A 25,182-nucleotide genomic window follows, 5' to 3' on the forward strand; every position below is an offset into this window, starting at 1 on the left:
ATTATGATAAACATAGGGATTATTTCAAACAAACAAGATACATATTCCTCATACATAGAAGTACTTCATGAAAAAAAATTATCACTTTTGAAATTAGACGATGAATTTAATAGTGTAGCTGATTCTTCTATAGACATTATAATTATTGACTATTCCGAACAATCTAGTGAAGAGGTGATGTTAAATATATGCGAACTTTTAGTTAGTAAGAAAGTAAGTAATCCTGAGATTATTTTTGTGATAGTCAAGGAATCAAAAAAAATAGACCGTATGGTACTTCTCCAATTGGGCGTGACTCAAGTATTTGATCAGCAAACTGCTCCGGATGAATTTTCTCTTTTTCTATCGAATCTATTGAATACAAAAAATATGGGACAGTTAGAATCGGTAGAAGTAGAACAGGAAGAAAGTAATCGTTCTATTGAATTGTTGCCAAACCGCTTTGTTATCAGAATAGATGGTAGGGAAGAAGTGTTTCTCACTAAGTTAGAGTTTAAATTACTTGATCATTTAAACAACATTGAAGGACAATTCGCTAGCTACGATGAACTGATGAAGGTTCTGTGGATGGAAACTTTAACACTAGAAAATGGCCGTTCACGGATTGCAAATATTGTGTTTCATATTAGAACAAAAATAGAAGAAAACCCATCAAATCCAGTCTATCTTAAAACTGTACGTAACAAAGGGTATTTTCTCTCTGTAAAAGAAGATCAATAAGGAAGTGAATTCAATAATAGACAATAAAGTCATTATAAACAAAAAAAACATCCGAACCATTGCGGACCAATATAATGGGCCAATAGGGATGGTTCATAAATATTGCAAATAAAAGGCACCTCTAGTCTCTATCTCTAAACATAAAGAGACTAGAAGGTGGTAGGTAATATAAAAAAATCATCTATCTATTGCATGATAGACAGTTGTTCTCAAAAAACAAGTGTATCAAGTGAAGCATTAAAAACGAATAGTTTTTTTGAAGAGAAAAAAAATCAGTATGTATTGATAGAGATTAAAAAAAAACAAAGGATTGATGAGGTAGTTATGGTCCAACCAATAGAAACGACCCAAACCCAAAATAAATTTATTTACCTATTCGTAGGATTAGCATTAGCTGCGACGGCTCTATACGTGAGTAAATTTTATCTTTTTTATCAAGATGCGTATTTTTATATTGACAAGAGTCGCACACTTTTTTACCAAATTATTTCTTTTTTGAATGATAACTGGATAGAATCACTGATGTATCTTAGTTTAAGTTTTTTAGTATATGTTGCTCTATTTTTCTTCAGCACAATTGGTCATTTTTTTAAAAAGAATCACAAAGAGCAACGACTTTATTACTTTTTTTACGGTGTAAGTATTCTAACCGTAGTTGCTTCATTCTTTACCATATTGTGGCCAATTTTTCTAGTGATTATTGTGTTAAGTATGAGTGTTGTTTACATCATCTTTGTTCTTAGCTTCACGATGGCTAAAAAGACAGCGAACGATGAAGAAAGGGATCTGCTTGAAATTATAGGACCTTTTCAAACAGAAACAGAAGCGGAAGAAAGAGCCCAAGTGTTTATACATGATTTTTTCGAGAAGAAAAGTTTGGTCGCAGAAAAGGAAATTTATTTAGATGAAAACAACCACTATTATGTAGAGCTGTTTTACCATATGGATGTTCCTCATCAATCAAGTAAGGAGAAGCAATAACAAGATGAAAACAAATAAAATACTGTATGTCCTTTTGCTGATAAGTTTTTTTTCCTTTGTCTTCCCACAAAAAGTGAATGCGAAAGAAGAAACAAATTTAGGGTACACTGTTTCAGCAGTTCGTAGTAGCAAACAAATAGATCCAGAAAAAAGTTATTTCTATATTCAAACATCTCCAGGTGTGGAAGAGGAATTAAAAGTAAAAGTAAAAAGTACACAGAAAGAAAAAGTACGTATTAAAATTTATGCCGAAGATGCTTTTACTGGTGACGGAGGAACGATTGAATATACCACAGATTCAAAAGCATTGGACGAGACCTTAAAAGATCCTATCAGTTCATTGACAACAATAGAAACACCAAATATCTCTGTAGAGAATTATGAAGAAAAAGAAGTAGTCATCAAAGTAAAACCTCCCAAACTACCGTATGACGGGATAAAAATGGGAGCGCTCGTTTTTCAATTAGAAAATAAAGACGAGGAGGAAACTGTCGGCAATAAGTTTTCGTATCGAATAGGGCTTTTTGCATCAGAAACCGGTGATGATTACAAAAATTCAAAAACATTAAATTTAACTGAGGTAAAAGCAAGTATTAAACGAGGCAAGAAAATGGTTTTGGGAACGCTACAAAATCCAGAGTCTAAGATTTTGACGAATTTACAATTAATGGCAACGATTCAGGAAAAAGGAAAAACAGACATCGTTAAAGAAAAAAAAGTTGAAAATTACATGCTTGCGCCAAATAGTCACTTTGATTTGGAAATGGATTGGGGAACCAATCAAATAAAGGCAGGAACGTATATACTTAAAATAAAAGGAAACAATCAGTTAAATGAGTGGTCATTTGAAAAAGAGTTTATTATAAGCGGTGAACAAGCAAAAAAAATGAACGAAGAAAGTGGTTTTAAAATTATTACTCCGACATGGGTAAAGATTGCGACAATTCTATCCTTTATTGGAGTAGTTTTACTGGTCATAGGACTTGTCATACGTCGGAAAAAACTGACGAAAGAGTGGCAAAAAAGAAAAAATAGACGAAAAAGAAAGAGAAAAATGAAAGAGGGACAAAAAAATGAAAAAATATAGCATTATCATTCTTTGTCTGATGGGAATGAGTAGCTTCCTTTTTTGTACGAATGTGCAGGCAATGGAAAGGTCTGACCAAACGAATGTTGGTATTTCCTTTTTGAAAGAAGAAATGTCATTGAATCCAACGAAACCTGTCGTTCCATCGTCAGGAGAAACTTTTCCCCTAGTAAAGCCTAGTGGAAAATTACCTTCTACAGGGGAGCTTGTAACCTCTGTTATGATGACGTTTATTGGACTTTCTTTGGTCATCATTTTTGTAGGGATCTATAGTCTAAGACGCGTCATGATAAGTAGTGCATGGGAGGGAGTATAAAGAAATGGATTATATTTGGTTATTCTATTTGGGAGGAATAGCGACTGTGTCGCTTCTAATTTTTTTGATGACCTTGTCAAAAGACACATTTTTACTTACGAAGTTAAGAAAATCAAAGAGTGGGTTTCTTTTAAATTTTAGTTTATTATTCATCACGTTAGGTGATTTGGGAATTATAATTTACCTCTTTAATCTTTTACGTGAACAAATAGATCTGCTTAGCTAATTCGTATTGGACAACTTAAAACAGTAACTGTCCCCAATCTATTTCTATAATATTAAAAGGATGGTACTAAAAAATGAAAAAAACAATAATGATTTCTTTACTTTCAGCAGCAGCAATGATGATGTTTGCGACTTCAGCAGACGCAAAATCTTTTGATGACAACTCTGATGTAGGCGTAAGCTTCAAATCAGATGATCCAACAACACCAGGTGACAACAAACCTTACAAAGATAATTTATCACTAGTGTGGAAACCATCAAGTTTTGAATTTGGTCAACAAAAAGCTGTAGGTGGGGTTGCGACGTTTAACAATACTGTTGAAGGCAAACAATATTTAGTTGTCAATGACGATCGTGGGGACGAAACATTGTCAACATGGGAGTTAAAAGCAAAGTTTTCAGAAATGACAACAGCAGATGGAAAAACAAAATTAACATCTAAATTGGTTTATGGTTTAGGGGATTTACAAGGCTATGACATTGGGACTACTATTGATCCAGAGACAAATGACTTCATCGCACCAAACCCAGCAACAGATGAAGGAGCTTCATCATTAGGAACGTTAGCACCAGATTCTAAAGTAGTTTTAGGTGGGAACACGCTGACATTAGAAGCTGGCAATACAACAGCTAAAACAGTGATGAATAAAACTGAAGCGACTAAGACAAAAGGTGGATATGCGACACTGATAAAAGATGTAAAATTAGTGGCAACAGATGCAAAAAAAGATTTAGCATCAGGTAAATCTTTTACAGGTCAAGTAACTTGGACATTGGATGATCTACAACCATAATGGATCTCTAACATAAAAACGAAAAAATATATAAAGAATAAATCATAGAAATAGATTGGGAAGAGAGTTATTGTTTTAAGTTGTTCAACGAAGAAAAGATAGAATGAACAAAAATTATACGGTATTACAGAGTTGTATAGAAAGGAACAATTAATGAATCATTTGATACGTTGTATGATAAGTTTTTTTTTCTTATTAATCGTACTTCCTATTCAGGGTGAGGCAAGTGAGAGCATGGGAAGTAACCCTAATGAGTTTGCTTACGAGGTCGTACTTCCTGAAAACCAAAAGCGAACAGATGTGGGGTATTATGATCTGGTGATGAAGGCAGGAGAGACCCAGACGCTTCAATTAAAATTGTTTAATCTTTCATCTGAAAGTATGAAAATCTCACTTTCAGTCAACAGTGCGAAAACAAATGGAAATGGGCTTATTGAGTATGGGGAGAATCAGTTAGAGACTGACTCTTCATTAACCTACGATATAAAAAAATTGGTGACAACACCAAAAGAAGTTTTATTGGCACCACATAGTAAAAAAATGGTGGAATTGAGGATTGATTTACCCGCGAAGCCTTTTATCGGATATCTTGCAGGTGGGATTCAATTAACACCATTTCGTTATACAGAACAGACAACCAAAGAAGAGGCAGTTATTCTCAATGAGTTTGCCTATGTGATTGGTCTTTTGATAAGTGAGTCTGACAGTCACCAACTGGCCCCAGAGATGGCTTTAAATGGAATGTCTTTGAAAAAAAGAGATGGACAATATGGTTTAAGCGTTAGTTTGTCTAATGTTCAACCAGTATTTTTAGAGAATTTGACGACTCAGGTGAGGATTCGAAAAAAAGGAACAAAAGCGATTTTGTTTGAAAAAAAACAAAGTGATATGCGCATGGCACCCAATTCAGTGATGAACTTTCCAGTGGAATTAGAAGGTACTGAACTTGATTCGGGGGATTATGTCGTAGAGGTAACGACATCAACTACCAACGGGAAACATTGGATGTGGAAGAAAGAATTCACGTTTTCTAAACTAGAAGCTCAACGTGTAAATGAAATAAATAACTTAACGAAGAATGGTTATTTCAATCAACCGTTGTTTCTAGGATGTACCTTAGTGTTGTGTATAGTGATTTTTGGAAGTGTGTGGGTGATAATGCGAAGGAATACCCACCTAAGTAACGGCAGAAGAAAGAGAACAGGAAACTACATAAATGAGAAAAAGAAAAAAAAAACTAATTGAGTACTCATCCTCAATTAGTTGTTGTAGTTTTTGGTTTTAAAGAGTTCGAGGAGAAGAATCAGCAGAATAAAAATGTTTATGTAAATACTTCGAGTAATTCTTAGAACTGGGCAATGTCGAACAATCAAACGCTCAATATGCAGTAAATGATTAACTTATAATCGTTGTTTAAGTGATATGTGAATATGGAAATTGCTTTTTTAAGAATAAGATTCTCTTCTTTTAGTAGAGCATTTTTCTTTTGAAAATCTTCGATCTCTGTTAGTGATCAAAATAGCCCAATCATCGATTTGAGCTTTTAATCCATCATGATAAAGCGGTAGAAAAAAACTGTAATATTTTCTTAATGCGGCCTGATTTTTTTGCTTCGTGATAAATTATGAAGTCTTCATTATATTTTTTATAATTTGACATAAGGAACAATTCTTTAATTTATATGTTTACTTTATTAGCACATATTCAAATCAAAATAGTGTGAAAATCCAAAAAGTCTCTATCATACTGTTTAGTATAGTATTTTTTAGGAATAGCAGTCCTTACCTATTTAAAAAATGATACGAAAAATAAGGAGTGATAAAAATGAAAATTTTTAATAGAAAATTCTTATATTTAATATTGTTAACACAAATTAGTCTATTATTTATTTTGATTCCAACGAAAGCCTTTGCTTTTAATGGATTAACGATAGTAAGTAATGACGGACATATTCAATCTGGCTCTCCAGTCCCCTCTCCATTAGAACCTAATAAAGCCGTAATACGTCCACAACCTTATTTAAATCCTGGACAAAGTTATTTAGAGTTATTGGTTTTTCCAGATGGGCGACCTGTAGTGAAAGGACTAGGTACACATGTTGATTTAGGTTATTCTTTTGGTGCAGGGGACATATTCTATTACAATCAAGTAGGCTTTTATAATGGAAGACCATTATCCTTGAAAATCGAAATGCTTAAAGGATATAATCATTGGCAATCACAGATATATTTGCTAGAAGATGGTACTTTTAATGTTAAATCTTCTCTTGAAGGAAATGTATTTAATATGTATTTGGTTTATTCTGATACCAGGGAAAGGGTAAAAGACGTGTATCTGTCATTTCCAGCACGTCACGGGACTGCCTTTTATACTAATATTTCTAATGTATATGGCTATACACTTATTGCTTCTGATGGATTAAAACAACTTTATTATTTAAAGGATGGCCTTTATAATATAGATTATGGTGGTGCTGTTAGTTATCCATTTACCAATGACCCTGTAACCTTTACTAAAACTGTTGATGGAAAAGAATATACAGTATATAGAGCGGGATTTCTTTCATCTAAAGTTAACTATAATGTATTATATTATATGGTAATTACGGATAATAACTATTCACTTTCGATGAATGGTACTTCAGCAAATGCAAGGACCTCATCATTTATTTTACTAGATCCAGGTGTTTTAAATCCTTTTACACCTCACTATACAATTCAAGGGAGTTCGATTAATAATGTGAATGATATTGGTATTGGGTATAACTTCCAAATCATGACCTATGAAACCTATTCAGATCTTTATCCTAATCCATTTATCGTACAATTTTCAGACGACCTAAATGTGTTTAAAGAATTTACAACAAAGGACATTGTCATAACTGATCAAAATAATAAAGAACTTACTGCAGCTGATGGCGTTTTGAAACAAGATGGAGGAAATGGAAAAAACCTTGTGATATTCTCTAAAGGTGCGATGGAAAATCTAAAGGCAAATCTCATTAAGATTAGTTATAAAAATTCTAACTTCAACATATCTTCATTAGAAAATAAAGCGAATAAATTATACAATGCAAGTAAAAATCAGTATGAAATCCCGATAAAAGTAACAGCGACATGGAAAGATGAACAAGGGATTTATCGGAGTAATACTGTGACACAAAAAGCAATTCAAGGTGGTGGTCCCTTCGGTTCAGCGGTAACACCTATCTTACAATACAACGTTGGTGTAAACACGAAAAAATTAGACGCGAATAAATTTGTGAAAAACACGAAAAGTATCTTGGGAATGGGTGACGTTTATGCTACATTTTCTGAAGAAAAAGAATTCGACAGTGTGGGAACATTCCCAATAAAAATTTTATTGCACAGTACTAAAGATCCAAATCGAGTGAAAGAAATTAATACTCAAATTCAAATTAAAGATGCATTGATACAAAAGTCAGATTTTGATAATCAAGAATGGTTAATTAAAGAAATTGAAACTCAAATTGGAAAAAAAATAAGTAATACAGTGACTTCAACTACAGGTATTTATATATCTGACTTAAAAAAAATTGTACAGATCGATAAAGTTGCAGATTCCTCAACGTATGAAGGGCAATTTATTCCAGAAGGAATAGATTACTTATATAAATTACAAATGCTGAAGATACCAAACAAGAAATTAGGAAAAAATTTACCCAAATCTCTTAAAAACCTCTCTAATTTAACTACGTTAGATGTTTCTAATAATCATTTGGTTGGGCAAATTCCTGAATTAAACAACTCAACTACGAACGTTAGTGTAATGAGTAACCAAATTACGTATAATTCACCGGAGGCGCCTCCTTTCTTATCTGAAGGATTTGAACAAACATTTATTGATAAAAACAATCCAAAGAAATTGACGTTAAGTGGGAAAAAAGTTATAAATGTTACGAGTGACAAACAGAAGATTAAACCATTTGATAAATCAGATCCAGGATACTTTAATCTTCAGGCAAAAGAAGAGAATAGCAACGATCAAATAACATTGTATAATAATCATACATTTACAATTTTAAATTCTGACACCAAAGAGGTTTTATATTCTGGACCTGCTTCAAATTCTCAAACAATTGCTGTAAGTAAAGACGATAAATTGCAAGTAATCATGGATGAGGCAGATCAAAATCCTAATAATTGTTGGAATATTTCTGTGGAGAAAGGAGATTCTAGCATAACGGTTAATTTTTTAGGAGAAGACAACCAACCTTTAACTGCTCCAGTTACTATAAGTGGACCTGTAGGCTCGTCAATCAATTTATTATCAAATAGTGATGTGATTGAAAGAATAAAAGAAATAGAAGATCTTCATTATATTGTGAATAATAGGCCTGAAAATGAAACAAATTTAGTTATTACAGAAAACATTACTCAGGTATCTTATACATTTTTAGGTACAATTTATTTCAAATCTGTTCCAGAAAATCTTTCATTCGGGTCCGTTTCTTTAATTGATTCACATGTTTCTGTGAATCAACCTAAGTATAAAGAGCCGTTGGTCGTGAAAGATATACGGAAAGAAAAAACGCCTTGGAAATTAAGTGTAACGATCAAACAACCATTGACGAGTGTACAAGATTCAAAACAAATCTTGTATCGGGCGATTCGGTACAAGAAGAATGATGCCACGATGGTCAATCTATCTCAAGATGAAGAACAACTGGTGGATCAAGGAGCTATTTCCGCAAATGGAGAGTACAATGTCAGTGAGAAATGGGAGAAAAATAAATCTGGGTTAGTCTTAAATGTCTTTAAAAATGAGGTATCATTAAAAGGAGCTTATCAAGCAAAATTATTATGGAAAATAGCTGAAACCCCATAGAGAAGGGGCATACCTTAACATCAGAAAATATTTTTTCATAGATGACGAGGGAAATATGTAATCATTACCTGCCGAATAAAAGTGCTTGGAGTAGATTCTATTTACTTAATCAAAGGATGGGCTACCATATGAGAGTTATAGTATTGATTTTGGATATGTATCAAGCACTGCGTTGTATTTAAAAACGAGCAACAACGACATTTTTAGCAAGAGTGTACCTCAAATTTCTGAACAAGAAGAGGTTGGATATTTAAGAAATAAATTCCAACAGATATTAGTGAGGACGGTCGGGTATAGCAGATCATTTTTCGCAAAATCGCCATTATACATTGTGTATTATGATATTCTAGAGATAATGTATGAAGAAAGTTTTCGTTTAAAACGTAATGGTTACAATAAGCTTCCGCAATTTCTACGTCGATTTACATTCAGGAATATCACCTTAGGATTTAAAACGATTTTAGGTTTTGTGTTTAGTAATCTCTTTCTCTTATTTATCATGATTCGTTTGATGTACTACATGGTTTTAATAAATAGTGATTTCCGTGGATAGATAATGAAGGTAATGCTGAGTAGAATAAGTACGTGTGCTAGAGATTATTTAGCGCAATCTGCCTCTGATTGATTCATGTTTTTTAACAATGTTTAAGATTAGAATATCTAAAATGGTTCGTATAGGGCGGCTTGATGTCCCTTGTAGTTAGTTTTTGTCGACTTAACTCCAAGGGCTTCAGGCTGTTTTTTTAATTACTATGTATGAAAAATGATTCTGCTGATTTTTCACCAATATTAAAACGTATAGACTTCCTAAAGGGGAACGCTAGAAAATCGCTAGAGTGCTCATAAAATAAGGGAGGTTTTTACCAAAATACCTTTCAAATAATTATGATTCTACCAACGAATTGTATATAATTAGTTGATTACATAATTATAAATGATCGGAAGTGCTACAGACATGTACGATAGATACATTGAATTTTTAAAAAAGATACCAATACCAATCTGTGGGTTAATTCTTGCGCTTGTCTCTTTAGGAAATCTTCTCTACTCTTTAGGATTTTCAATCGTAGGAAATGTTTATGTATTAATAGGTAGCGTGTTGATGTTTTTAGTCGTATGTAAAATAATGTTCACTATGAAACATACCTGGCGTACATTAAATGATCCAATGATTGCTTCTGTTTCACCCACTTTTTCGATGGCTGGAATGGTTATCTGCGTTTTTTTGAATCGTCTTTTTCCAGGTAATCCCTTTATTTTGATCTTATGGGTCGTCTTTATCAGCATTCATTTTCTATTAATGCTTTTTTTTATAGTCGTATTTATTTATCCCAAAAAAATTGAGTTAGAGCAGATTTATCCCAGTTGGTTTATCACCTTTGTTGGTATTGGGGTGATTCCGACGACTTCTACTGGATTTTCTGTGGATTTTGGTAGGATCATTATTTGGTTTGCGCTATTTTTTTATATTATTTTATTGCCAATTATTTTAAAGAGGGTATTTATTCTAAAAAAAATGCACGAGTCGACCCTACCTTTACTGACGATTGTTACAGCTCCAGGCTCTTTGTGTTTAGTAGGCTATCTTTCTGTGATGGAGCAAAAATCTCTATGGTTCGTTTATTTGTTGTTGTTTATCTCGCAAGGATTGTATGTACTTGTTCTTTGTCTATTACCAAGGTTGTTAAAAATAAAATTTTATCCAAGTTATGCTGCATTTACATTTCCATTAGTGATTTCAGCAACAGCGGTCAATACAGTTGTTAATGTGTTGAATCCGAAAAGTGGAGTTGGTATTTTTTTAGAAACAGTAGCGAAGGTTGAGATATGGATCGCATTGATTATTGTAAGTTATGTCTTAGTGCGGTATCTATTCTTTTTATTTGGTAGAAAAGAAGATGTATCAGAAACATAGATTGCATAAAGAATACTGCTAAATCGTAGTATTTAGATGGCGTATAACAGGTAACTTCTATGCAAATAATAGAGTTAGTAAACAAGTAAAAAACAAGTAGCTGCTCACCATGTTGTGATAGTAAAAAATGGTTGGGTTGTTTCTGAAATGATGAGCAACTAGTTGAAAATCGCAGGTTCTGCAGGCCTGCGATTTTTTTACTTAACGATCCATCTTCCGCCAGACGGATCGTTAAGACTACGGATGAACAAGAAATCAATCGTTACGTTGCGCCATTCAATCGGGTAGATTAAAGAAATGTTTATTTATCTGTTTTTGATTTTTATCCATTTGTACGCACATTGACTTGGCTGCCTTTTTTGATTGAATGGCAACGTATGGTAGTGATCGATTCAAGTAAATCCGCTCGCAAGCACCAATTGGTAGAATGCTAATACGAAAACACCGTATTGAAAAAGGAGAGAGGTGCTTGCTATTTATAAAAAGAGCGAAAAAAATACGGCATCAGCGACCAACTAATACCGTGCAAAAGTGCAACAAATAACCACCAACTGCTTCAAACCGCTCAAATTTGTAAAAAACACTAGTATTTCTTACAAAAATTGAGTAAAATGAAAGAGTCGATATGCAAATATTGACTTGGCAACTTATATTATTAGTTTTGGCTGATAATATGAGGCTCTGTACGAGGATGTCCGTCCTTTTACAGAGTGCCTTTTTATTTTGTTTTTTCGCTCTAATTACCTGATTTTAAACACAAAAAAATGATATTAGTCAGCTACTAATACCATGAAGCGTTCGTTAAATAACCATTCACTAACAGTATTGAGCAAGTAAAAAAGAATGGAAATCCGTTCTTACTTTTAGTACAATAAAGATAGTCAATAAGAAATTATTGGCGAGGCAACTTGTATTATTAGTTTTGGCTGATAATACAGGGCTCTGTTTAGAAGATGTCCGTCTTCTGGCAGGGCGCCTTTTTTTATTTTATGTTGTAAATTTATTCTAACTTAAAGACATTGGAATAGTCAATAGAATATCGTGAAAGAATTCAAATAGTCAAAACTGTCCAGGAAAAAGGACAATTTTGACAAAAGAGGTAGAAATTTTTAAGTTTTACTTGCATTGATGATTGTCTGATTTATCGCCTAATAATGGGCCATTTTGCTGCAAAAAATTGCAAGTAAGAGTTATAAATAATCGCTATTATGACATAATAACTAGTGTATAAAAGTGAAAAGATGGTTGGCTAAATCTCTTGAAAAGGGGTGATGCCTGATGATTAATGGTTGTGTCCCTAGAAAGGAATAGAGTTGTCAGTATATGAAGCATTAACACTTGCGATTAGTCTTGCAATGTTAGTAGTTGCCATATTGAAATTTAATCAAAAAAAATAAACCATTTTTTTAACTTTAGTAGGTTAAAATGGTTTATTTTTACCGTTTGATCTATAGCCGCCAGCTTTTTACTGGTACTATCTACACTAGAGAGGTATGTTAACGCATATCTCTCTTTTCATTGTCATTATAACACGATTTTTTTAAGACGCTAACGAAGTTAGGGAATGAATTACCTCATTTGAAATAGTTTAGTAGCTAGAACAAAGTCAGTTCTCACCATAACGTTAAAAAGCATGCAGACATTTTCAAACATTCAACTTATTTTTAAGGGCCTCTGTCAGAGTCTGAGAAAAATTTATATTTTCTTTTTCAGCTAAGTCGTTGATCCATTCTGGAATCGATGTATTTTTTCTTACAGACTTTGAATGAAATTTTCTTCTATATTCATTTAAATCCAACGTGATCATTAAGACGAAATCAGTTTCATTGTCTAATTTTATTTTTCTTGGATCAGATGTGGTAGGCAATTCTATTTTATTATAGATGGCCAAACCCAAAGCTTCTTGAGCCATTTCTACAGCATGATCTATACCATTGCCGAATGTAATTACTTCTGGAACATCTGGAAATGTAACATTATAGCTATTTCCTTCTTGATTAAAAATTGCTGGGTATACAACTAGACTACTCATTTTAGTATTCCTCCTTACGCTGTGCTGAAACGATGGACAAATGAGGACTATTTAAGTCCTGCCTGTTTCCATATAGCATTTTCGGTTCCTATCGGTACATCTCCAGTGTGCACAGGAACTATTGTTGTGCAATGAGTGATTGGATTGTACATTTTTACGTGGCTGCCATTTTGATCAGTTTTAACAAATCCATTTTTTTTTAGAATTTTTATTATTTCCCTGGCTGACTTGGGCACACTACTAATCTCCTTTATGGATAATATGATACGCAATAATGCGCATTTATTCAACTGTTAGATCATGTATTTTCTTAGATCTTTTGGATAGAGTAAATCATTTTAGTTTAAAGAGAAATAGTTAGTTAACCTAATAATGCCGAATAGTCAAATAATTCTAAAAATCAGGCTAAATTTGATAAAAACATCAAGTTTCCTCAATCTTTTCTTGCCAATAGCAAAATTGAAGAGGTCAAAAAAATAAAAACCTAGAGGTGATTTCCTCTAGGTAGTGTTCTATTTCATAAACTTCACACTCTGAACAAACGCTTCTAACTCGTCTCTACGCTCGATATTGTGATTACATTTCTCACTATCATAGCAGATATAGTTTCCGCGCTTTGTATACATCCCATCACCGGATTCTTTCACCTTAGATAGAAACATCGCAACTTCTGACGTTTCATGACAAATCGGGCAGATACCCTTCTGAGTCGTAGGAGAAATCGTTCCGGAAACACCGACGAGCTGTCCGTCGATTGAAGCGATAATAAATTTTTGCTGTTTCCCGCTATCATTCCAGCTGTAAAAAGTATAATCTCTCAAGTCCATTGTTTCCCATTCTGGGATTTTCAATTTCTTGGTCTTTTTAAAGAGCTTTGTCAGTTGTTGTTTTGAAGGCGGATCAAAGGGAATAACCGCTTCTTTTAATCCTTCCAAATAATGTTCCAGTCTAGGCTTAGAAGTAGCAGCTTCTAAAAATCCATCTAATAATGGTTGTAACGCATCTTTATCTGTACCAAACTGCTCATTGATTTTCTCAAGAACGATTGCTTGCAGTGTTTTGATTGTATTTTTATCATTTACAGATAAATGAGCTTGTAGCAAAATATTGGCTTGTTTTCGAATAAAATTAAATTGATATGGTTGTATTTTTGTATTCATAATGGATTTCCTCTCTATCATTCAAGTGATAAAGTACTTTGTGCAAAGGCAATCCTTCAACAACCAAAGTACTTTATTATTTCAAACCTGAATGGGCTTTTGATCGAGATACGTGTTTTTGAATTGGTATCATATTATCACCCCGCTAACATAATTTTCCTTTATTATAACGCAAACACGCAAAATTATAAATTGGTATAGTAAAAAAGCAATTGGTTCAGTTGAAAAACCATAAAGAGTAAGCTAAACTAAAACATGGCGCTATTTTAAAATGAAAATAAACGATTGAAAATAAAACAAATCTTAGGAGTGAAGCAATTGGAAAACAGATATGTCATCATCCTCGCTGCCGGTAAAGGAACACGTATGAAATCGAAACTTTATAAAGTGTTGCATCCTGTCGCTGGAAAACCAATGGTGGAACACATCATGGATCAAGTAGAAAAAACGAATCCAAGTGAAGTTGTGACGATCGTCGGTCACGGTGCTGAGGCAATCAAAAGCCATTTAGGTGAACGTAGCCAATATGCTTTACAAGCAGAACAATTAGGAACAGGACATGCTGTGCTACAAGCTGAAGCACATTTAGCAGGCAAAAAAGGTACAACCCTTGTTATTACAGGCGACACGCCGTTATTAACTGCTGAAACTTTAGCGAATCTATTTGACTATCATCAAGGGAAAAACGCCAGTGCAACGATTTTAACAGCTCATGCCGAAGATCCAACTGGATACGGTCGAATCATCCGTGATCATGTGGGCATCGTTGAAAAAATCGTGGAGCAAAAAGATGCTTCCGAACAAGAAGCTCGTGTTCAAGAAATCAATACTGGAACGTTTTGTTTTGATAATGAAGCCTTGTTTAATGCCTTATCTAAAATCAATACCGACAATGCACAAGGGGAATATTATTTAACAGATATTATTGAGATCCTTAAAAAGGAAGGTAAGACCGTTGCTGCCTACCAAATGGCTGATTTTGAAGAAGCGATGGGAATCAATGATCGTGTAGCTTTAGCTGAGGCGAATAAAATCATGCATCGCCGTTTAAATACAATGCATATGAGAAATGGTGTCTCATTCGTTGATTCTGATTCAACGTATATTGACGAAGGCGTTGTGATCGGTTCCGATACGGTGATTGAAGCTGGCGTGCATTTAAAAGGGAAAACAGTGATCGGTGAAGATTGTTTTATCGGCGCACATTCTGAAATTGTGGATAGTATAATCGAAGATAACGTAAAAATCACGCAATCCGTTGTTGAAGAGAGCATTATTCGCAAAAATGCCGATGTCGGTCCATTTGCGCATATCCGTCCGAAAGCTGAAATCGGTGAGCGTGTTCATGTCGGAAACTTTGTAGAAATCAAAAATGCGACAGTGGCAGAAGATACTAAAGTGGGTCATTTGACGTATGTTGGCGATGCAGACTTAGGGAAAAATATCAATGTCGGCTGCGGTGTGGTTTTTGTTAACTATGATGGAAAAGATAAACACCGCACAACAGTCGGGGATCATGCGTTTATCGGGTCATCAACAAGTTTGATCGCACCTGTGAACGTTGCAGCGAATTCCGTTATCGCAGCAGGTTCTACGATTACAGATGATGTGGCAGAATTTGACTTGGCGATTGCTCGTGCAAGACAAGTGAATAAAGAAGGTTATGGGAAGAACATGCCTTATATGAATAACGAGAAATAAGAGAAAAAAGATGATTGCCAAATCCTTGGTAATCATCTTTTTTCGTATTTATGATAGTGAGTTGTTAAAATTCATTCAGTGTAGGCTGAATCGGAGAACCAAGAACTAGAGTTTTCTTCACTGTTTTTTCGGCGTTCCTTACGTTGGATCTTCTCTATTTCAGAAACAGAATATGTTTTTCCGTTTTCAAATTTTGCATTTTCGTTATCAAATGCGCCATTAATTGCAATATTTCCTTCAAATTCTTTTTGATAAGGCATAATATCTGCTGAAAAATCATTTTCTTTATCATCATTAAAATAACCATAAAAGACTAATGTTCCCATTGGATTTTTTTTTGTTTTAGTAAAAGTAAGAGAATCGATATTATAATTGTAATTAAAAAATAATTCGATTCGTTCTTTTTGTTTGTTCGTATAATTGTTATAGCTGTAGCGATTCAATCCTGCTATCCCTACTACCATTATTCCTATCGCAATCAAAAATTTATATCTAGTTTTCATAGTCGATGTGTCCTTTTTGTATCAGAATTATTTATGAGCATAACAAAAGAAGAGTTATTACCATGAGTAAATCGATAAAGGCTATTTTGTTATAGCTTCAGAAGATTATCTAGTTGAAAAAATTTTCTAGTATTTGTGATAATCCGCTGTTCTAAAAAAGTATGAGTTGTTAAAATTCATTCACTATACTTTGATAAACCTGCTGAATCGGAGAACAAAGAACTAGAGTTTTCTTCGTTGTTTTCTCTACGTTTCTTTCGTTGGCTATTCTCTATTTCAGAAACAGTATAGGTTTTTCCATTCTCAAATTTTGCATGTTTTCTAGCGAAGGAGCCTGTCATACCATTGTTTACTTCAAATTCTTTTTGATAAGGCATTACGCTTCCTATAAATCGATTTGATTTATCAGAGTTAAAATAACCATAGAAATCGAGTGAACCCATAGGAGTTTTCTTTGTTTCTGTAAAAGTAATAGAATCAATATTATTATAATTGTATTTAAAAAATAGCTCGATTCGCTTTTTTTGTTTGTTCATGTAATCGTTATAACTGTAGTAATTCAATCCTACTATTCCTACTACCATTATTCCTATCGCAATCAAAAATTTATACCTAGTTTTCATAGTCGATGTGTCCTTTTTGTATCAGAATTATTTATAAGCATGACAAAAGTATAGCCATTACCATGAGTAAAATCGATAAAGGCTATTTTGTTATAGCTTCAGAAGATTATCTAGTTGAAAAATTTTTCTAGTATTTGTGATAATCCACTGTTCTAAAAAAGTATGAGTTGTTAAAATTCATTCACTATACTTTGATAAACCTGCTGAATCGGAGAACCAAGAACTAGAATTTTCTTCTGTATTTTCCCGGCGTTCCTTTCGTTGGATCTTCTCTATTTCAGAAACAGTATAGGTTTTTCCATTCTCAAATTTAGCATTCTCTCTTGCAAAAGAGCTACTCATAGCATTATTTCTTTCAAACTCTTTTTGGGAAGGCATAATTTTCCCTATAAAATCATTTTCTTTATCATTATTAAAATATCCATAAAAATTTAAAGAGCCTGTAGGATTTTTTTTAATTTTAGTAAAGGTAAGTGAATCTATATTGTTATAATTATAGGTGAAAAATAATTCGATACGCTCCTTCTGTTCGTTCATGTAATCGTTATAACTGTAGTAATTCAGTCCTGATATCCCTACTACCATTATTCCTATCGCAACCAAAATTTTATATCTAATTTTCATAGTTAGTATGTCCTTTTTGTATCAGAATTATCCATAAGCATAACAAAAAGAGAGCCATTATCATGAGCAAAATCGATAACGGCTATTTTGTTATAGCTTCAGAAGATTATTTAGTTGAAACTGAAAATTTTTCTAGTATTTGTGATAATCAGCTGTTCAAAAAAAGTATAAGTTGTTAGAATTCATTCACTATACTTTGATAAACCTTCTGAATCAGAGAACCAAGAAGTGGAGTTTTCTTCTGTATTTTCTCGACGTTCTTTACGCTTAAGTTTCTCAATTTCAGAAACAGTATAGGTTTTCCTATTCTTAAATTTATCATTTTTTCTTGAGAATTCACCATCCATGACATTGTTCCTTTCAAATTCTTTTTGATAAGGCATTACACTTCCTATAAAGCTATTTGATTTGTCAGAGTTAAAATAACCATAGAAATCGAGTGAGCCCATAGGATTTTTTTTTGTTTCTGTAAAAGTCAGAGAATCAATATTATTGTAATTGTATTTAAAAAATAGTTCGATTCGCTCTTTTTGTTTGTTCATATAATTGTTATAGCTATAGTAATTCAATCCTGCCACCCCTATTATTATTATTCCTACCCCTATTAAAAATTTATACCTAGTTTTCATAGTCAATGTGTCCTTTTTGTGTCATAATTGAATATAAGTATAACATAAGGAGAACAACAATGAGTAAGACAGATAAAGATTTTTTTGATATAACTACTGGAGCGTACCAAGGATTACAAATTGGGAAACAAATTGAAGGTTTCGACGGTGTTATGTATGAAGTTGTGGAGGTTTTAAATAACCCAGATAAAAACGGTGCACAAGGAATCGCAGTAGCCCCTATCGTTAACGGAAAACCCGATCTTTCCAATATCACGATTTCTTACAAAGGAACCAACCTTGCTGATGTGGATGGTGATCTAAGCGCTGATGTCCAACAAGTTACCATGGGTCAAAAAGATAAATACCAAAATGTACATGTTCCTGGAACAACCATACGTGTTCCCGTTCAAGTCAGTAGTCAATTCGATACGGCATTAGCTTTTGCTGAACAATTAAAAGCAGATCCACGTTTTAAAAATGCAACGTTTGATTACACAGGTCATAGTCTAGGTGCTGGTTTAGCTTCTTATGTTGCTGCTGAGTTCGGAGAGTACGCTACAGTCTTTTCTGCTCCAAATATTTATCGGTTATTGAGTGAAAAAGCAAAAAAATGGGTTGATGCTGGACATGCCACCGACAAGATTACAAATTACACGCATATGAATGATAGTGTGGGAAATTTTGATCAATTTGGTATGCCTTTAGTTGGGAAGCGGGTCCTCACTAAAAGTAATAAAGAGTTAGAAACGTTTATCATGAGTTTATTAACGTTAGGTGGACATCCTACCGATACTTTCATGGACATGTTTAATGGTGATGGAAGTATTATGCGTCTATTTGCTCCAGCATTGCTTCGGGCGACTGCTGCACAATATGATGATATGAAAGGCACTGCATTAGGAATCAAAAAAACAATTGAACAATATGAATGGGATGAAGGCGAAGAAGTGATGGCTTTGCAAAAACATATCCGTAGTGAAGCCAGTGGCGGAGCTTATTCTGAATTAGAAGACCATGAAATTCAAGATATTTTGAAATCAGTCGCACCTTACTCTAAGGGGGATCAATACTATGCTCATGATCCAGAAGTTGTCAAAGAGTTAAAGGGGAAGATGATGACGATTGGAGATAATCTAGGCGAATTTGCCCATAGCTTACGGATGGCAGCTGTTAAAGCAGAAGCGGCAGATGAACAAATAGCAACATCGTTTTAATTAAGGGGAGAAAAAAATGAATGGATCAGGTATAGATTTGAGTATTGGTGGAGAGTCATATAGTGATGTTATTTCAAGTTTACAGCAAAAAATTACGTTTGAATCAAGCTTAAAGGAACCAAATTCAGCTACAGTTACGTTATATAAAATCCAACTAGAACAATACCAAAAGTTAGAGAAAAAAAGAATGCAAAAAATAGCATTACAAGCGAAGTGCGTCAGTGTATTTACCCCATTGAAGGAAGAAGCTGCTCAAATGCAAAATAAAATAAAGACAGAGCAATTTGATCTAGGACGTAGTGTGGAAACATTCGTTCAAAATGCTCCAGATATGGTAAAAGGGCAAGCGGGCACCTCATTTTCACATGAGGTATCAGTGATGAGAAATAGTGTCATTGAAGCAAGCGGCATGTGCGAAGCTGTTACATAGTAAAATAATTAAACATTTGACATTTACTTCATGAAATAGAAAAGATGGTCACCCATAGTTGGTGACCATCTTTTTAGTTATCCGATTTTTCGTTTACGATTATATTCATAAAAACCATAACCAGAAAATCCAATAACAAGTAATCCTAAACTGCCGTAAGCAACAATTGTTTCACCCATTTTCGGATAATCTGCTGTTTTTCCGCCAGGTTTAGTTGTTTTGATCTCGTCTGGTTTTGTTTTCGTGGGATCTTTTGGATCTGGATTTGGTACAGGTTCGGGTTTGTTTTTCTTATTAAATTCAGCTTCTGAAATAGAAATGATTCGTTCGCCTGGGAAGGCTTCTTTATATTGTGCTAGATCGATATTTGTTGCGGCATCGTATAAGCGAAGATTGGTTGCTTGTTTTAAATGATTGATTAAGACTGTGTCTAAAGAAGGACCTTCTTCACGTTCGCCGCCTAACATATCATAACCGTCACCGCCTGCAGCTAGGAAGTCATTAGTCGCCATATGATAAGTTGCTTTTTCATCGATCGGTGCAAATTTTCCAGTGGTACGGTCTTGGACTTCAATTTGTAAGATTCGTTCCCCGACGATGGTTTTGTCTGTACCATTGCCTTCGTCTGCTGGCAATAGTGACCCTTTTTTGGTTGAGTCATAGTGGACACGAATCGTGCTTGAAACATGAAGGAATCCACCATTTGCGCCAAGTTTAGGTTGATTGTAGTCATCTAAAATGATGTTGCCGTTTTCGTCTTTTTGAGCCATTGAACGAAGCGAAAGCTCAAACATTTCCTTGACCTCAGCACCTGTCACTTTGATTTGAGAGATGCTGTTACCGAATGGCATTACAGCTATAACGTCTCCTAGTGTCACTTTTCCAGGTTCGATATTTGCTCGAATACCGCCACCATTTGTTACTGCAAAATCAGCTTGATTTTTAAAGCCGTGCTGCCCGTAAGCTAACATAGCATCGCCAATCAGATTCCCTAGATTCGTTTCTCTAGTCCGTACATTGTCGCGCTCACCATTAAATTGGTAAGGGTTATTCTCAATGACAACTTCTGAACCCCATGCTTCAAAATTTGCTCTGGCTTGGTCAACTAAAGCTTTAACAGCAGGATCTTCTTCTAAATCTGCTAAGGTTTCTGCAGGAGTTAATGAAGCTGTTTTTTTGCTAAGATCTGTCAAATCCACATTGACTAAACCGACATTATTCAAATAATTCCCTGTTTGGGTGTACATAACATTTCCAAATTGTTTTCCGCCATCAACAGCTGTATGAGAATGCCCATCTAAAACAGTAATATTCAAATCGGGAAATTCTTTGCTTAGTGTTTCTGCCAAAGTATCACCGCGCCATTCATGTGGAGTTGTTTCGTCGATACCTAGGTGTCCAGTAACGACATAGGCAGTGATTGTTTCCCCTGAATCTTTGATTGTTTGGATGGCTTTTTTTGTTTCAGCGATTGGATCAGCAAAAGTCACACCAACTACATTGTTTGGATGTGTTTTTGTTGCTGTTTCAGGTGTGGTTACGCCGATAATTGCGTATTTATTGCCACCTTTTTCAACGATTGTAGAGGGTTCAAAGACTAATTTTCCATCTTTAAAAGTATTATTTGATAGGATTGGGAAATTTAATTCGTCTTTATATTCTAGTGCCGTGTCCAAGCCAAAATCAAATTCATGATTTCCGACAGCCATGGCATCGTAGCCCACTTCATTCATCACTTTGACCATGTCTTTGCCTTTAGAGAAATTAGAAATCGGCAAGCCTTGAAATGAATCTCCTGCATCGATTAAGAGATCTGGATTGATCACGTTTTTATACGTTTTCAAACGTGCCGAACCTAAAACATCTTTTCCATTGCCTTCTAATCGTCCATGAACATCGTTGGTATGCATGATCGTAAATGTTTCTGAATCTGGAGCGTAACCAGCATTGCGCACATCTTGTTTCGTGATCGGTTTAACGTTTGGGGTACGACCGTCTGCAGCTGGTTGAGTCTGCAATGTACCATCATTCACTAACTGTACAGCTAATTTCCGCCAGTTGTTATTAAAATGATAGCCGATCACTTCCCAGTTATGTTCGATTTCTTGTGCTGGGTCAAGTGTTTGTTTTTCACGGATATAATCGGCAATCAATCCACGCAATGTTTCAGGATCAGTAGACTTGATTGGTTCACCTGTCACAAGACCTTGGGTCAATAGACCTTCGTAGCGGTAATTATTCATGGCAATCGTATAATTTGCCGCAAGATCAACTGGTTTTCCGTCAATTGTTGGATTGATAATACGCTCACCATGTGGTTTAGAAATGTCGATCTTATAAGAAATTCCAGAAAAGACATCATAGTTATATACTCGGATTTTTTCATTAAAACTGATCGTTAAATCATCAGGACCAGGTGTATTGTAGTAATCCGCCTGATTTTCCATGTATTCCAGTAGATTTTCTCCAGTGATATTGACACTGACTAGTGTATTAGGGTATTTATAAATATCAAAAATATTGGAATAAGAAATATCTCCTGCATTTAATTTACTGTCTGCTTTAAAGAGTGCAGAAGCAGCAAGTTGTGCGCCAGTTGCTTTTCGCTGTACATTATTGATCAGTGAAATCATTGCAGTAGGTCGAAGCTGAGCTTCAGGAATGCCTTTCACTTCTTCAGCGGGTAAAAAATCTCCCGTGGCTGTTCCGATTTTCTCTGAGATGAATTCTCTCGTTTTATCATGGTATTCTTTTGTTTCGGCTTTTAAGGCTTCATCTGCTGGAACAGTTTTAGTACTTACGATAGCGGCATCGCTATTTTTTACTTGCCATTTGTCGGCTGATTTTTCGATATCAAGTTCGATTTTGATCATTTCAGTTCCAGTATCTTTTGGACCTGCCACAGGAACAAGCCCATTTGGTCCTTGAATTTTCTCTGCGAAAGAGCGATGATCGTGTCCTAAAATATAGGCGTCGATGCCAGCGACATTAGTGATGACTTGATCTGCACTCGCAGCAGGATCAGAGCTTTGACGTCCAGCATGCATCGAAGCGATGATGATATCAGTCTCATCCTTTAATTCAGCTACCGCTCTTTCAGCTTCTTCTTTCAATGGATTGAAATACAAGCTATCTACTTTAGCGCCATCCCATAATGGAATTTGTGGTGTTGTGAGGCCGATGATGCCGACTGTTAAGTCTTTGGTGCCATCACCATCCAAATCAATATCTTTTTTTGTTGTTCCGCCAACAAAGCGGTTATTTGATTCTTTGACATAAGTATTCGCTGATAAAATTGGAAATTCAGCTTCGCTTTTGAGTTTTTTGATTAAATCTAGTCCAAAGTTAAATTCATGGTTCCCCAACACCATGGCATCATATTTCATATAGTTCATTGCTTTGATCATCGGATTTGGTTTCTCGATCAAAGGTGTTTTATTGTAAAGATCATCTGTTAATATTGTTCCTTGGTTCATATCTCCATTGTCAATCAGAATTGTACCATTAGGGTTTTCTGAACGGATATTTTGGACGACAGAACTAACTTGAGAAAGACCCACTGGTGTTTGTTTATCATCCTCATATGACCAGTTCCATAGCTGTCCGTGAACATCTGAAGTGCCTAAAATAGTCAGTCGTTGTGAGTTTTTTGTCTGATCAGTTGGAGCAGTGGTATCTGATTCATCTGATGTTGTACTTGAAACAGTAGTGCTTTCTGGTTGTGTTGATTCGCCAGTTTGTTGCTCGATTGCTAATGCAGTAGTAGCACTAGTACTTAAAAGCAAGGTTGAAACCATCAATACTTGTAACCCGAGGTGTACTTTTTTCAAAACAGACTTTTTCACAAAATTCCTCCTTAAATTTAAAGCGTAGCAGGTTTGCTCAGCTCGTGAAGACATTATAATGAACGAATTATCCATAAAAAAATAATGCGCTTTCATTTTTAGTGTCCAACTAAATAGTAATATATATCCTTTGTTTTGTCATTAGAAAATGTACTGATTTTTCAAAAGAAAATGACAAAATCTACATATTTTTATGACTTTTATTTTTTTCAAGTGAGTGCATGCAGGTTTTTATTAGAAAATCGTATTAATTTAGAGGAATGCTCCAAAATCACTTGATTTATTTTGAAAAAGTGACTACTATTTATAAGGAAACTATTGTTCAGTAAAAGAAAGTGGAGGTCCCCATGTCAAAACATTATTTTGATCCAAGATTGAAAATCTTTTCTCTTAACTCGAATCGTCCGTTAGCGGAAAAAATCGCAGCAGCTGTCGGTGTCGAATTAGGAAAATCTTCTGTAAATCAATTTAGCGATGGTGAAATTCAAGTAAACATCGAAGAAAGTATTCGTGGTTCTCACGTGTATGTTATTCAATCAACAAGTAGTCCTGTCAATGATAACTTGATGGAATTATTGATCATGATCGATGCTTTAAAACGTGCCAGTGCTAAAACAATCAATGTTGTAATGCCTTATTATGGTTACGCACGTCAAGATCGTAAAGCACGTGCCCGTGAACCAATTACAGCGAAACTTGTTGCAAATATGCTTGAAAAAGCAGGAGCAACTAGAATGTTGACATTGGATTTACATGCAGTGCAAATTCAAGGATTTTTTGATATTCCAGTGGATCATTTGATGGGAGCACCATTAATTGCAGATTACTTTATGGAGCATGGCATTCAAGGTGATGACGTTGTTGTTGTTTCTCCAGACCATGGCGGTGTAACTCGTGCCCGCAAATTAGCTGAGTATCTGAAAGCGCCAATTGCTATTATCGACAAACGTCGTCCAAAAGCAAATGTTGCCGAAGTCATGAATATTATTGGACATGTAGAAGGAAAAACATGTGTATTGATCGATGATATGATCGATACAGCTGGAACGATCTCACTTGCTGCCAATGCGTTACAAGAAGCTGGTGCAAAAGAAGTATATGCGTCATGTACACACCCTGTTTTATCAGGACCTGCGTTACAACGCATTGAAGATTCTGCTATCAAACGTTTAGTTGTGACGGATTCTATCTACCTTTCTGATGATAGAAAAATCGATAAAATCGATGAAGTCAGCGTGGGTGAATTAATTGGGGATGCTATCAAACGTATTCACGAGAACAAACCAGTTAGCCCATTGTTTGAAACGAAGCGTCGTTAAAACTTAATGGATACAAGGCGACAAACATTATTTCACGGTATGGAAATATACAGTGAAATAACGTTTGTCGTCTTTTTTTGTAAAAAAATATCAAAATTAGTTTTATAACAGGAAAATATTGATTTTCAGTCTTTTTTTTATAAGAAAATCGTTAGCAATGCCTGGTACTGACAATTGGAAAACGGTTTATCTATTTTAATTATAAAAAAGAAGCTGAATATTCGTCTTATAGAG

The 25,182-nt window shown here is 34.6% G+C and carries 22 protein-coding genes; 14 read left to right on the plus strand and 8 right to left on the minus strand.

Annotated elements, in window-relative coordinates; translation table 11 throughout:
• Nucleotides 1-3 precede the first annotated feature (3 nt).
• The 10 genes from A5821_RS12525 (at nucleotide 4) to A5821_RS17600 (ending at nucleotide 12,283) form a co-directional block, all read left to right on the plus strand.
• Nucleotides 4-720 (plus strand): winged helix-turn-helix domain-containing protein, encoded by a 717-nt coding sequence (locus A5821_RS12525; protein ID WP_086314957.1) that lies wholly within the window; start codon nucleotides 4-6, stop codon nucleotides 718-720.
• 324 nt (nucleotides 721-1,044) lie between these two features.
• Nucleotides 1,045-1,701 carry a hypothetical protein gene (locus A5821_RS12530; protein WP_339098707.1) on the plus strand — a complete coding sequence of 219 codons (657 nt, stop codon included), beginning with the start codon at nucleotides 1,045-1,047 and terminating at the stop codon, nucleotides 1,699-1,701.
• 4 nt (nucleotides 1,702-1,705) lie between these two features.
• Complete coding sequence (locus tag A5821_RS12535) at nucleotides 1,706-2,788, plus strand: DUF3324 domain-containing protein (RefSeq protein WP_086314961.1); 1,083 nt, start codon at nucleotides 1,706-1,708, stop codon at nucleotides 2,786-2,788.
• Complete coding sequence (locus A5821_RS12540) at nucleotides 2,775-3,104, plus strand: hypothetical protein (RefSeq protein ID WP_086314963.1); 330 nt, start codon at nucleotides 2,775-2,777, stop codon at nucleotides 3,102-3,104. The genes A5821_RS12535 and A5821_RS12540 overlap by 14 nt, the downstream gene beginning before the upstream one ends.
• Nucleotides 3,105-3,403: 299 nt before the next feature.
• Nucleotides 3,404-4,123 (plus strand): hypothetical protein, encoded by a 720-nt coding sequence (locus A5821_RS12545; protein WP_086314967.1) that lies wholly within the window; start codon nucleotides 3,404-3,406, stop codon nucleotides 4,121-4,123.
• 234 nt (nucleotides 4,124-4,357) lie between these two features.
• A complete protein-coding gene (locus tag A5821_RS12550) occupies nucleotides 4,358-5,368 on the plus strand; it encodes a DUF916 and DUF3324 domain-containing protein (RefSeq protein WP_212637425.1) in 1,011 nt (336 codons plus the stop codon).
• Between the two features lie 579 nt (nucleotides 5,369-5,947).
• The gene (locus A5821_RS12555; protein WP_086314970.1) at nucleotides 5,948-8,971 is read left to right on the plus strand and encodes a hypothetical protein; all 3,024 of its coding nucleotides are present in this window, start codon (nucleotides 5,948-5,950) and stop codon (nucleotides 8,969-8,971) included.
• 955 nt (nucleotides 8,972-9,926) lie between these two features.
• A complete protein-coding gene (locus tag A5821_RS12560; protein ID WP_086314972.1) occupies nucleotides 9,927-10,886 on the plus strand; it encodes a TDT family transporter in 960 nt (319 codons plus the stop codon).
• Between the two features lie 162 nt (nucleotides 10,887-11,048).
• Nucleotides 11,049-11,174 (plus strand): hypothetical protein, encoded by a 126-nt coding sequence (locus A5821_RS12565; protein WP_283936105.1) that lies wholly within the window; start codon nucleotides 11,049-11,051, stop codon nucleotides 11,172-11,174.
• A 1,025-nt stretch (nucleotides 11,175-12,199) separates the two neighbouring features.
• Nucleotides 12,200-12,283 (plus strand): putative holin-like toxin, encoded by an 84-nt coding sequence (locus tag A5821_RS17600; protein WP_422392090.1) that lies wholly within the window; start codon nucleotides 12,200-12,202, stop codon nucleotides 12,281-12,283.
• Between the two features lie 248 nt (nucleotides 12,284-12,531).
• Here the strand turns inward: A5821_RS17600 and A5821_RS12570 are convergent, their stop codons facing one another.
• The 3 genes from A5821_RS12570 to A5821_RS12580 all read right to left on the minus strand — a co-directional run bounded on the left by A5821_RS12570 (nucleotide 12,532) and on the right by A5821_RS12580 (nucleotide 14,078).
• On the minus strand, nucleotides 12,532-12,918 hold the full coding sequence (locus A5821_RS12570) for a type II toxin-antitoxin system HicB family antitoxin (RefSeq protein ID WP_086314974.1): 387 nt from the start codon (nucleotides 12,916-12,918) through the stop codon (nucleotides 12,532-12,534).
• A 47-nt stretch (nucleotides 12,919-12,965) separates the two neighbouring features.
• Complete coding sequence (locus A5821_RS12575; protein WP_086314976.1) at nucleotides 12,966-13,154, minus strand: type II toxin-antitoxin system HicA family toxin; 189 nt, start codon at nucleotides 13,152-13,154, stop codon at nucleotides 12,966-12,968.
• Nucleotides 13,155-13,430: 276 nt separating this feature from the next.
• A complete protein-coding gene (locus A5821_RS12580; protein WP_086314978.1) occupies nucleotides 13,431-14,078 on the minus strand; it encodes a FusB/FusC family EF-G-binding protein in 648 nt (215 codons plus the stop codon).
• Nucleotides 14,079-14,396: 318 nt separating this feature from the next.
• Here A5821_RS12580 and glmU point away from each other — a divergent pair, with 318 nt between their 5' ends.
• Entirely contained in the window at nucleotides 14,397-15,779 is a 1,383-nt protein-coding gene (gene glmU / locus A5821_RS12585) for a bifunctional UDP-N-acetylglucosamine diphosphorylase/glucosamine-1-phosphate N-acetyltransferase GlmU (RefSeq protein ID WP_086314980.1), read from the plus strand.
• 71 nt (nucleotides 15,780-15,850) lie between these two features.
• Here the strand turns inward: glmU and A5821_RS12590 are convergent, their stop codons facing one another.
• The 4 genes from A5821_RS12590 to A5821_RS12605 all read right to left on the minus strand — a co-directional run bounded on the left by A5821_RS12590 (nucleotide 15,851) and on the right by A5821_RS12605 (nucleotide 18,158).
• Nucleotides 15,851-16,282, minus strand: coding sequence for a DUF1433 domain-containing protein (locus A5821_RS12590; RefSeq protein WP_086314982.1), 432 nt, complete (start codon nucleotides 16,280-16,282; stop codon nucleotides 15,851-15,853).
• Between the two features lie 176 nt (nucleotides 16,283-16,458).
• Complete coding sequence (locus A5821_RS12595; RefSeq protein WP_139844065.1) at nucleotides 16,459-16,905, minus strand: DUF1433 domain-containing protein; 447 nt, start codon at nucleotides 16,903-16,905, stop codon at nucleotides 16,459-16,461.
• Nucleotides 16,906-17,082: 177 nt separating this feature from the next.
• Nucleotides 17,083-17,529 carry a DUF1433 domain-containing protein gene (locus A5821_RS12600; RefSeq protein WP_086314984.1) on the minus strand — a complete coding sequence of 149 codons (447 nt, stop codon included), beginning with the start codon at nucleotides 17,527-17,529 and terminating at the stop codon, nucleotides 17,083-17,085.
• Between the two features lie 182 nt (nucleotides 17,530-17,711).
• Nucleotides 17,712-18,158 (minus strand): DUF1433 domain-containing protein, encoded by a 447-nt coding sequence (locus tag A5821_RS12605; protein ID WP_086314986.1) that lies wholly within the window; start codon nucleotides 18,156-18,158, stop codon nucleotides 17,712-17,714.
• Between the two features lie 59 nt (nucleotides 18,159-18,217).
• Here A5821_RS12605 and A5821_RS12610 point away from each other — a divergent pair, with 59 nt between their 5' ends.
• Nucleotides 18,218-19,354 carry a hypothetical protein gene (locus A5821_RS12610; RefSeq protein WP_086314987.1) on the plus strand — a complete coding sequence of 379 codons (1,137 nt, stop codon included), beginning with the start codon at nucleotides 18,218-18,220 and terminating at the stop codon, nucleotides 19,352-19,354.
• 16 nt (nucleotides 19,355-19,370) lie between these two features.
• Nucleotides 19,371-19,784, plus strand: a complete 414-nt coding sequence (locus A5821_RS12615; protein ID WP_086314989.1) for a hypothetical protein — start codon at nucleotides 19,371-19,373, stop codon at nucleotides 19,782-19,784.
• Between the two features lie 77 nt (nucleotides 19,785-19,861).
• Here the strand turns inward: A5821_RS12615 and A5821_RS12620 are convergent, their stop codons facing one another.
• Nucleotides 19,862-23,629 (minus strand): 5'-nucleotidase C-terminal domain-containing protein, encoded by a 3,768-nt coding sequence (locus tag A5821_RS12620; protein WP_086314991.1) that lies wholly within the window; start codon nucleotides 23,627-23,629, stop codon nucleotides 19,862-19,864.
• A 347-nt stretch (nucleotides 23,630-23,976) separates the two neighbouring features.
• Between A5821_RS12620 and A5821_RS12625 the strand changes: the two genes are divergently transcribed.
• Nucleotides 23,977-24,948, plus strand: a complete 972-nt coding sequence (locus tag A5821_RS12625) for a ribose-phosphate diphosphokinase (RefSeq protein ID WP_086314993.1) — start codon at nucleotides 23,977-23,979, stop codon at nucleotides 24,946-24,948.
• The last annotated feature ends 234 nt before the right edge of the window (nucleotides 24,949-25,182 follow it).

Origin of the sequence: Enterococcus sp. 7F3_DIV0205, assembly GCF_002141365.2 — a bacterium.
GTDB classification, from domain to species: domain Bacteria; phylum Bacillota; class Bacilli; order Lactobacillales; family Enterococcaceae; genus Enterococcus_L; species Enterococcus_L palustris.

Bases quoted from the DNA above. Each gene is read 5' to 3' on its own strand.
- A5821_RS12610 (WP_086314987.1), top strand. From the start codon at position 18,218: ATGAGTAAGACAGATAAAGATTTTTTTGATATAACTACTGGAGCGTAC.
- A5821_RS12595 (WP_139844065.1), bottom strand. From the start codon at position 16,905: ATGAAAACTAGGTATAAATTTTTGATTGCGATAGGAATAATGGTAGTA.
- A5821_RS12535 (WP_086314961.1), top strand. From the start codon at position 1,706: ATGAAAACAAATAAAATACTGTATGTCCTTTTGCTGATAAGTTTTTTT.
- A5821_RS12555 (WP_086314970.1), top strand. From the start codon at position 5,948: ATGAAAATTTTTAATAGAAAATTCTTATATTTAATATTGTTAACACAA.
- A5821_RS12605 (WP_086314986.1), bottom strand. From the start codon at position 18,158: ATGAAAACTAGGTATAAATTTTTAATAGGGGTAGGAATAATAATAATA.
- A5821_RS12545 (WP_086314967.1), top strand. From the start codon at position 3,404: ATGAAAAAAACAATAATGATTTCTTTACTTTCAGCAGCAGCAATGATG.
- A5821_RS12570 (WP_086314974.1), bottom strand. From the start codon at position 12,918: ATGAGTAGTCTAGTTGTATACCCAGCAATTTTTAATCAAGAAGGAAAT.
- A5821_RS12600 (WP_086314984.1), bottom strand. From the start codon at position 17,529: ATGAAAATTAGATATAAAATTTTGGTTGCGATAGGAATAATGGTAGTA.
- A5821_RS12530 (WP_339098707.1), top strand. From the start codon at position 1,045: ATGGTCCAACCAATAGAAACGACCCAAACCCAAAATAAATTTATTTAC.
- A5821_RS12560 (WP_086314972.1), top strand. From the start codon at position 9,927: ATGTACGATAGATACATTGAATTTTTAAAAAAGATACCAATACCAATC.
- A5821_RS12525 (WP_086314957.1), top strand. From the start codon at position 4: ATGATAAACATAGGGATTATTTCAAACAAACAAGATACATATTCCTCA.
- A5821_RS12540 (WP_086314963.1), top strand. From the start codon at position 2,775: ATGAAAAAATATAGCATTATCATTCTTTGTCTGATGGGAATGAGTAGC.
- A5821_RS12550 (WP_212637425.1), top strand. From the start codon at position 4,358: ATGGGAAGTAACCCTAATGAGTTTGCTTACGAGGTCGTACTTCCTGAA.
- A5821_RS12580 (WP_086314978.1), bottom strand. From the start codon at position 14,078: ATGAATACAAAAATACAACCATATCAATTTAATTTTATTCGAAAACAA.
- A5821_RS12625 (WP_086314993.1), top strand. From the start codon at position 23,977: ATGTCAAAACATTATTTTGATCCAAGATTGAAAATCTTTTCTCTTAAC.
- A5821_RS12590 (WP_086314982.1), bottom strand. From the start codon at position 16,282: ATGAAAACTAGATATAAATTTTTGATTGCGATAGGAATAATGGTAGTA.
- A5821_RS12615 (WP_086314989.1), top strand. From the start codon at position 19,371: ATGAATGGATCAGGTATAGATTTGAGTATTGGTGGAGAGTCATATAGT.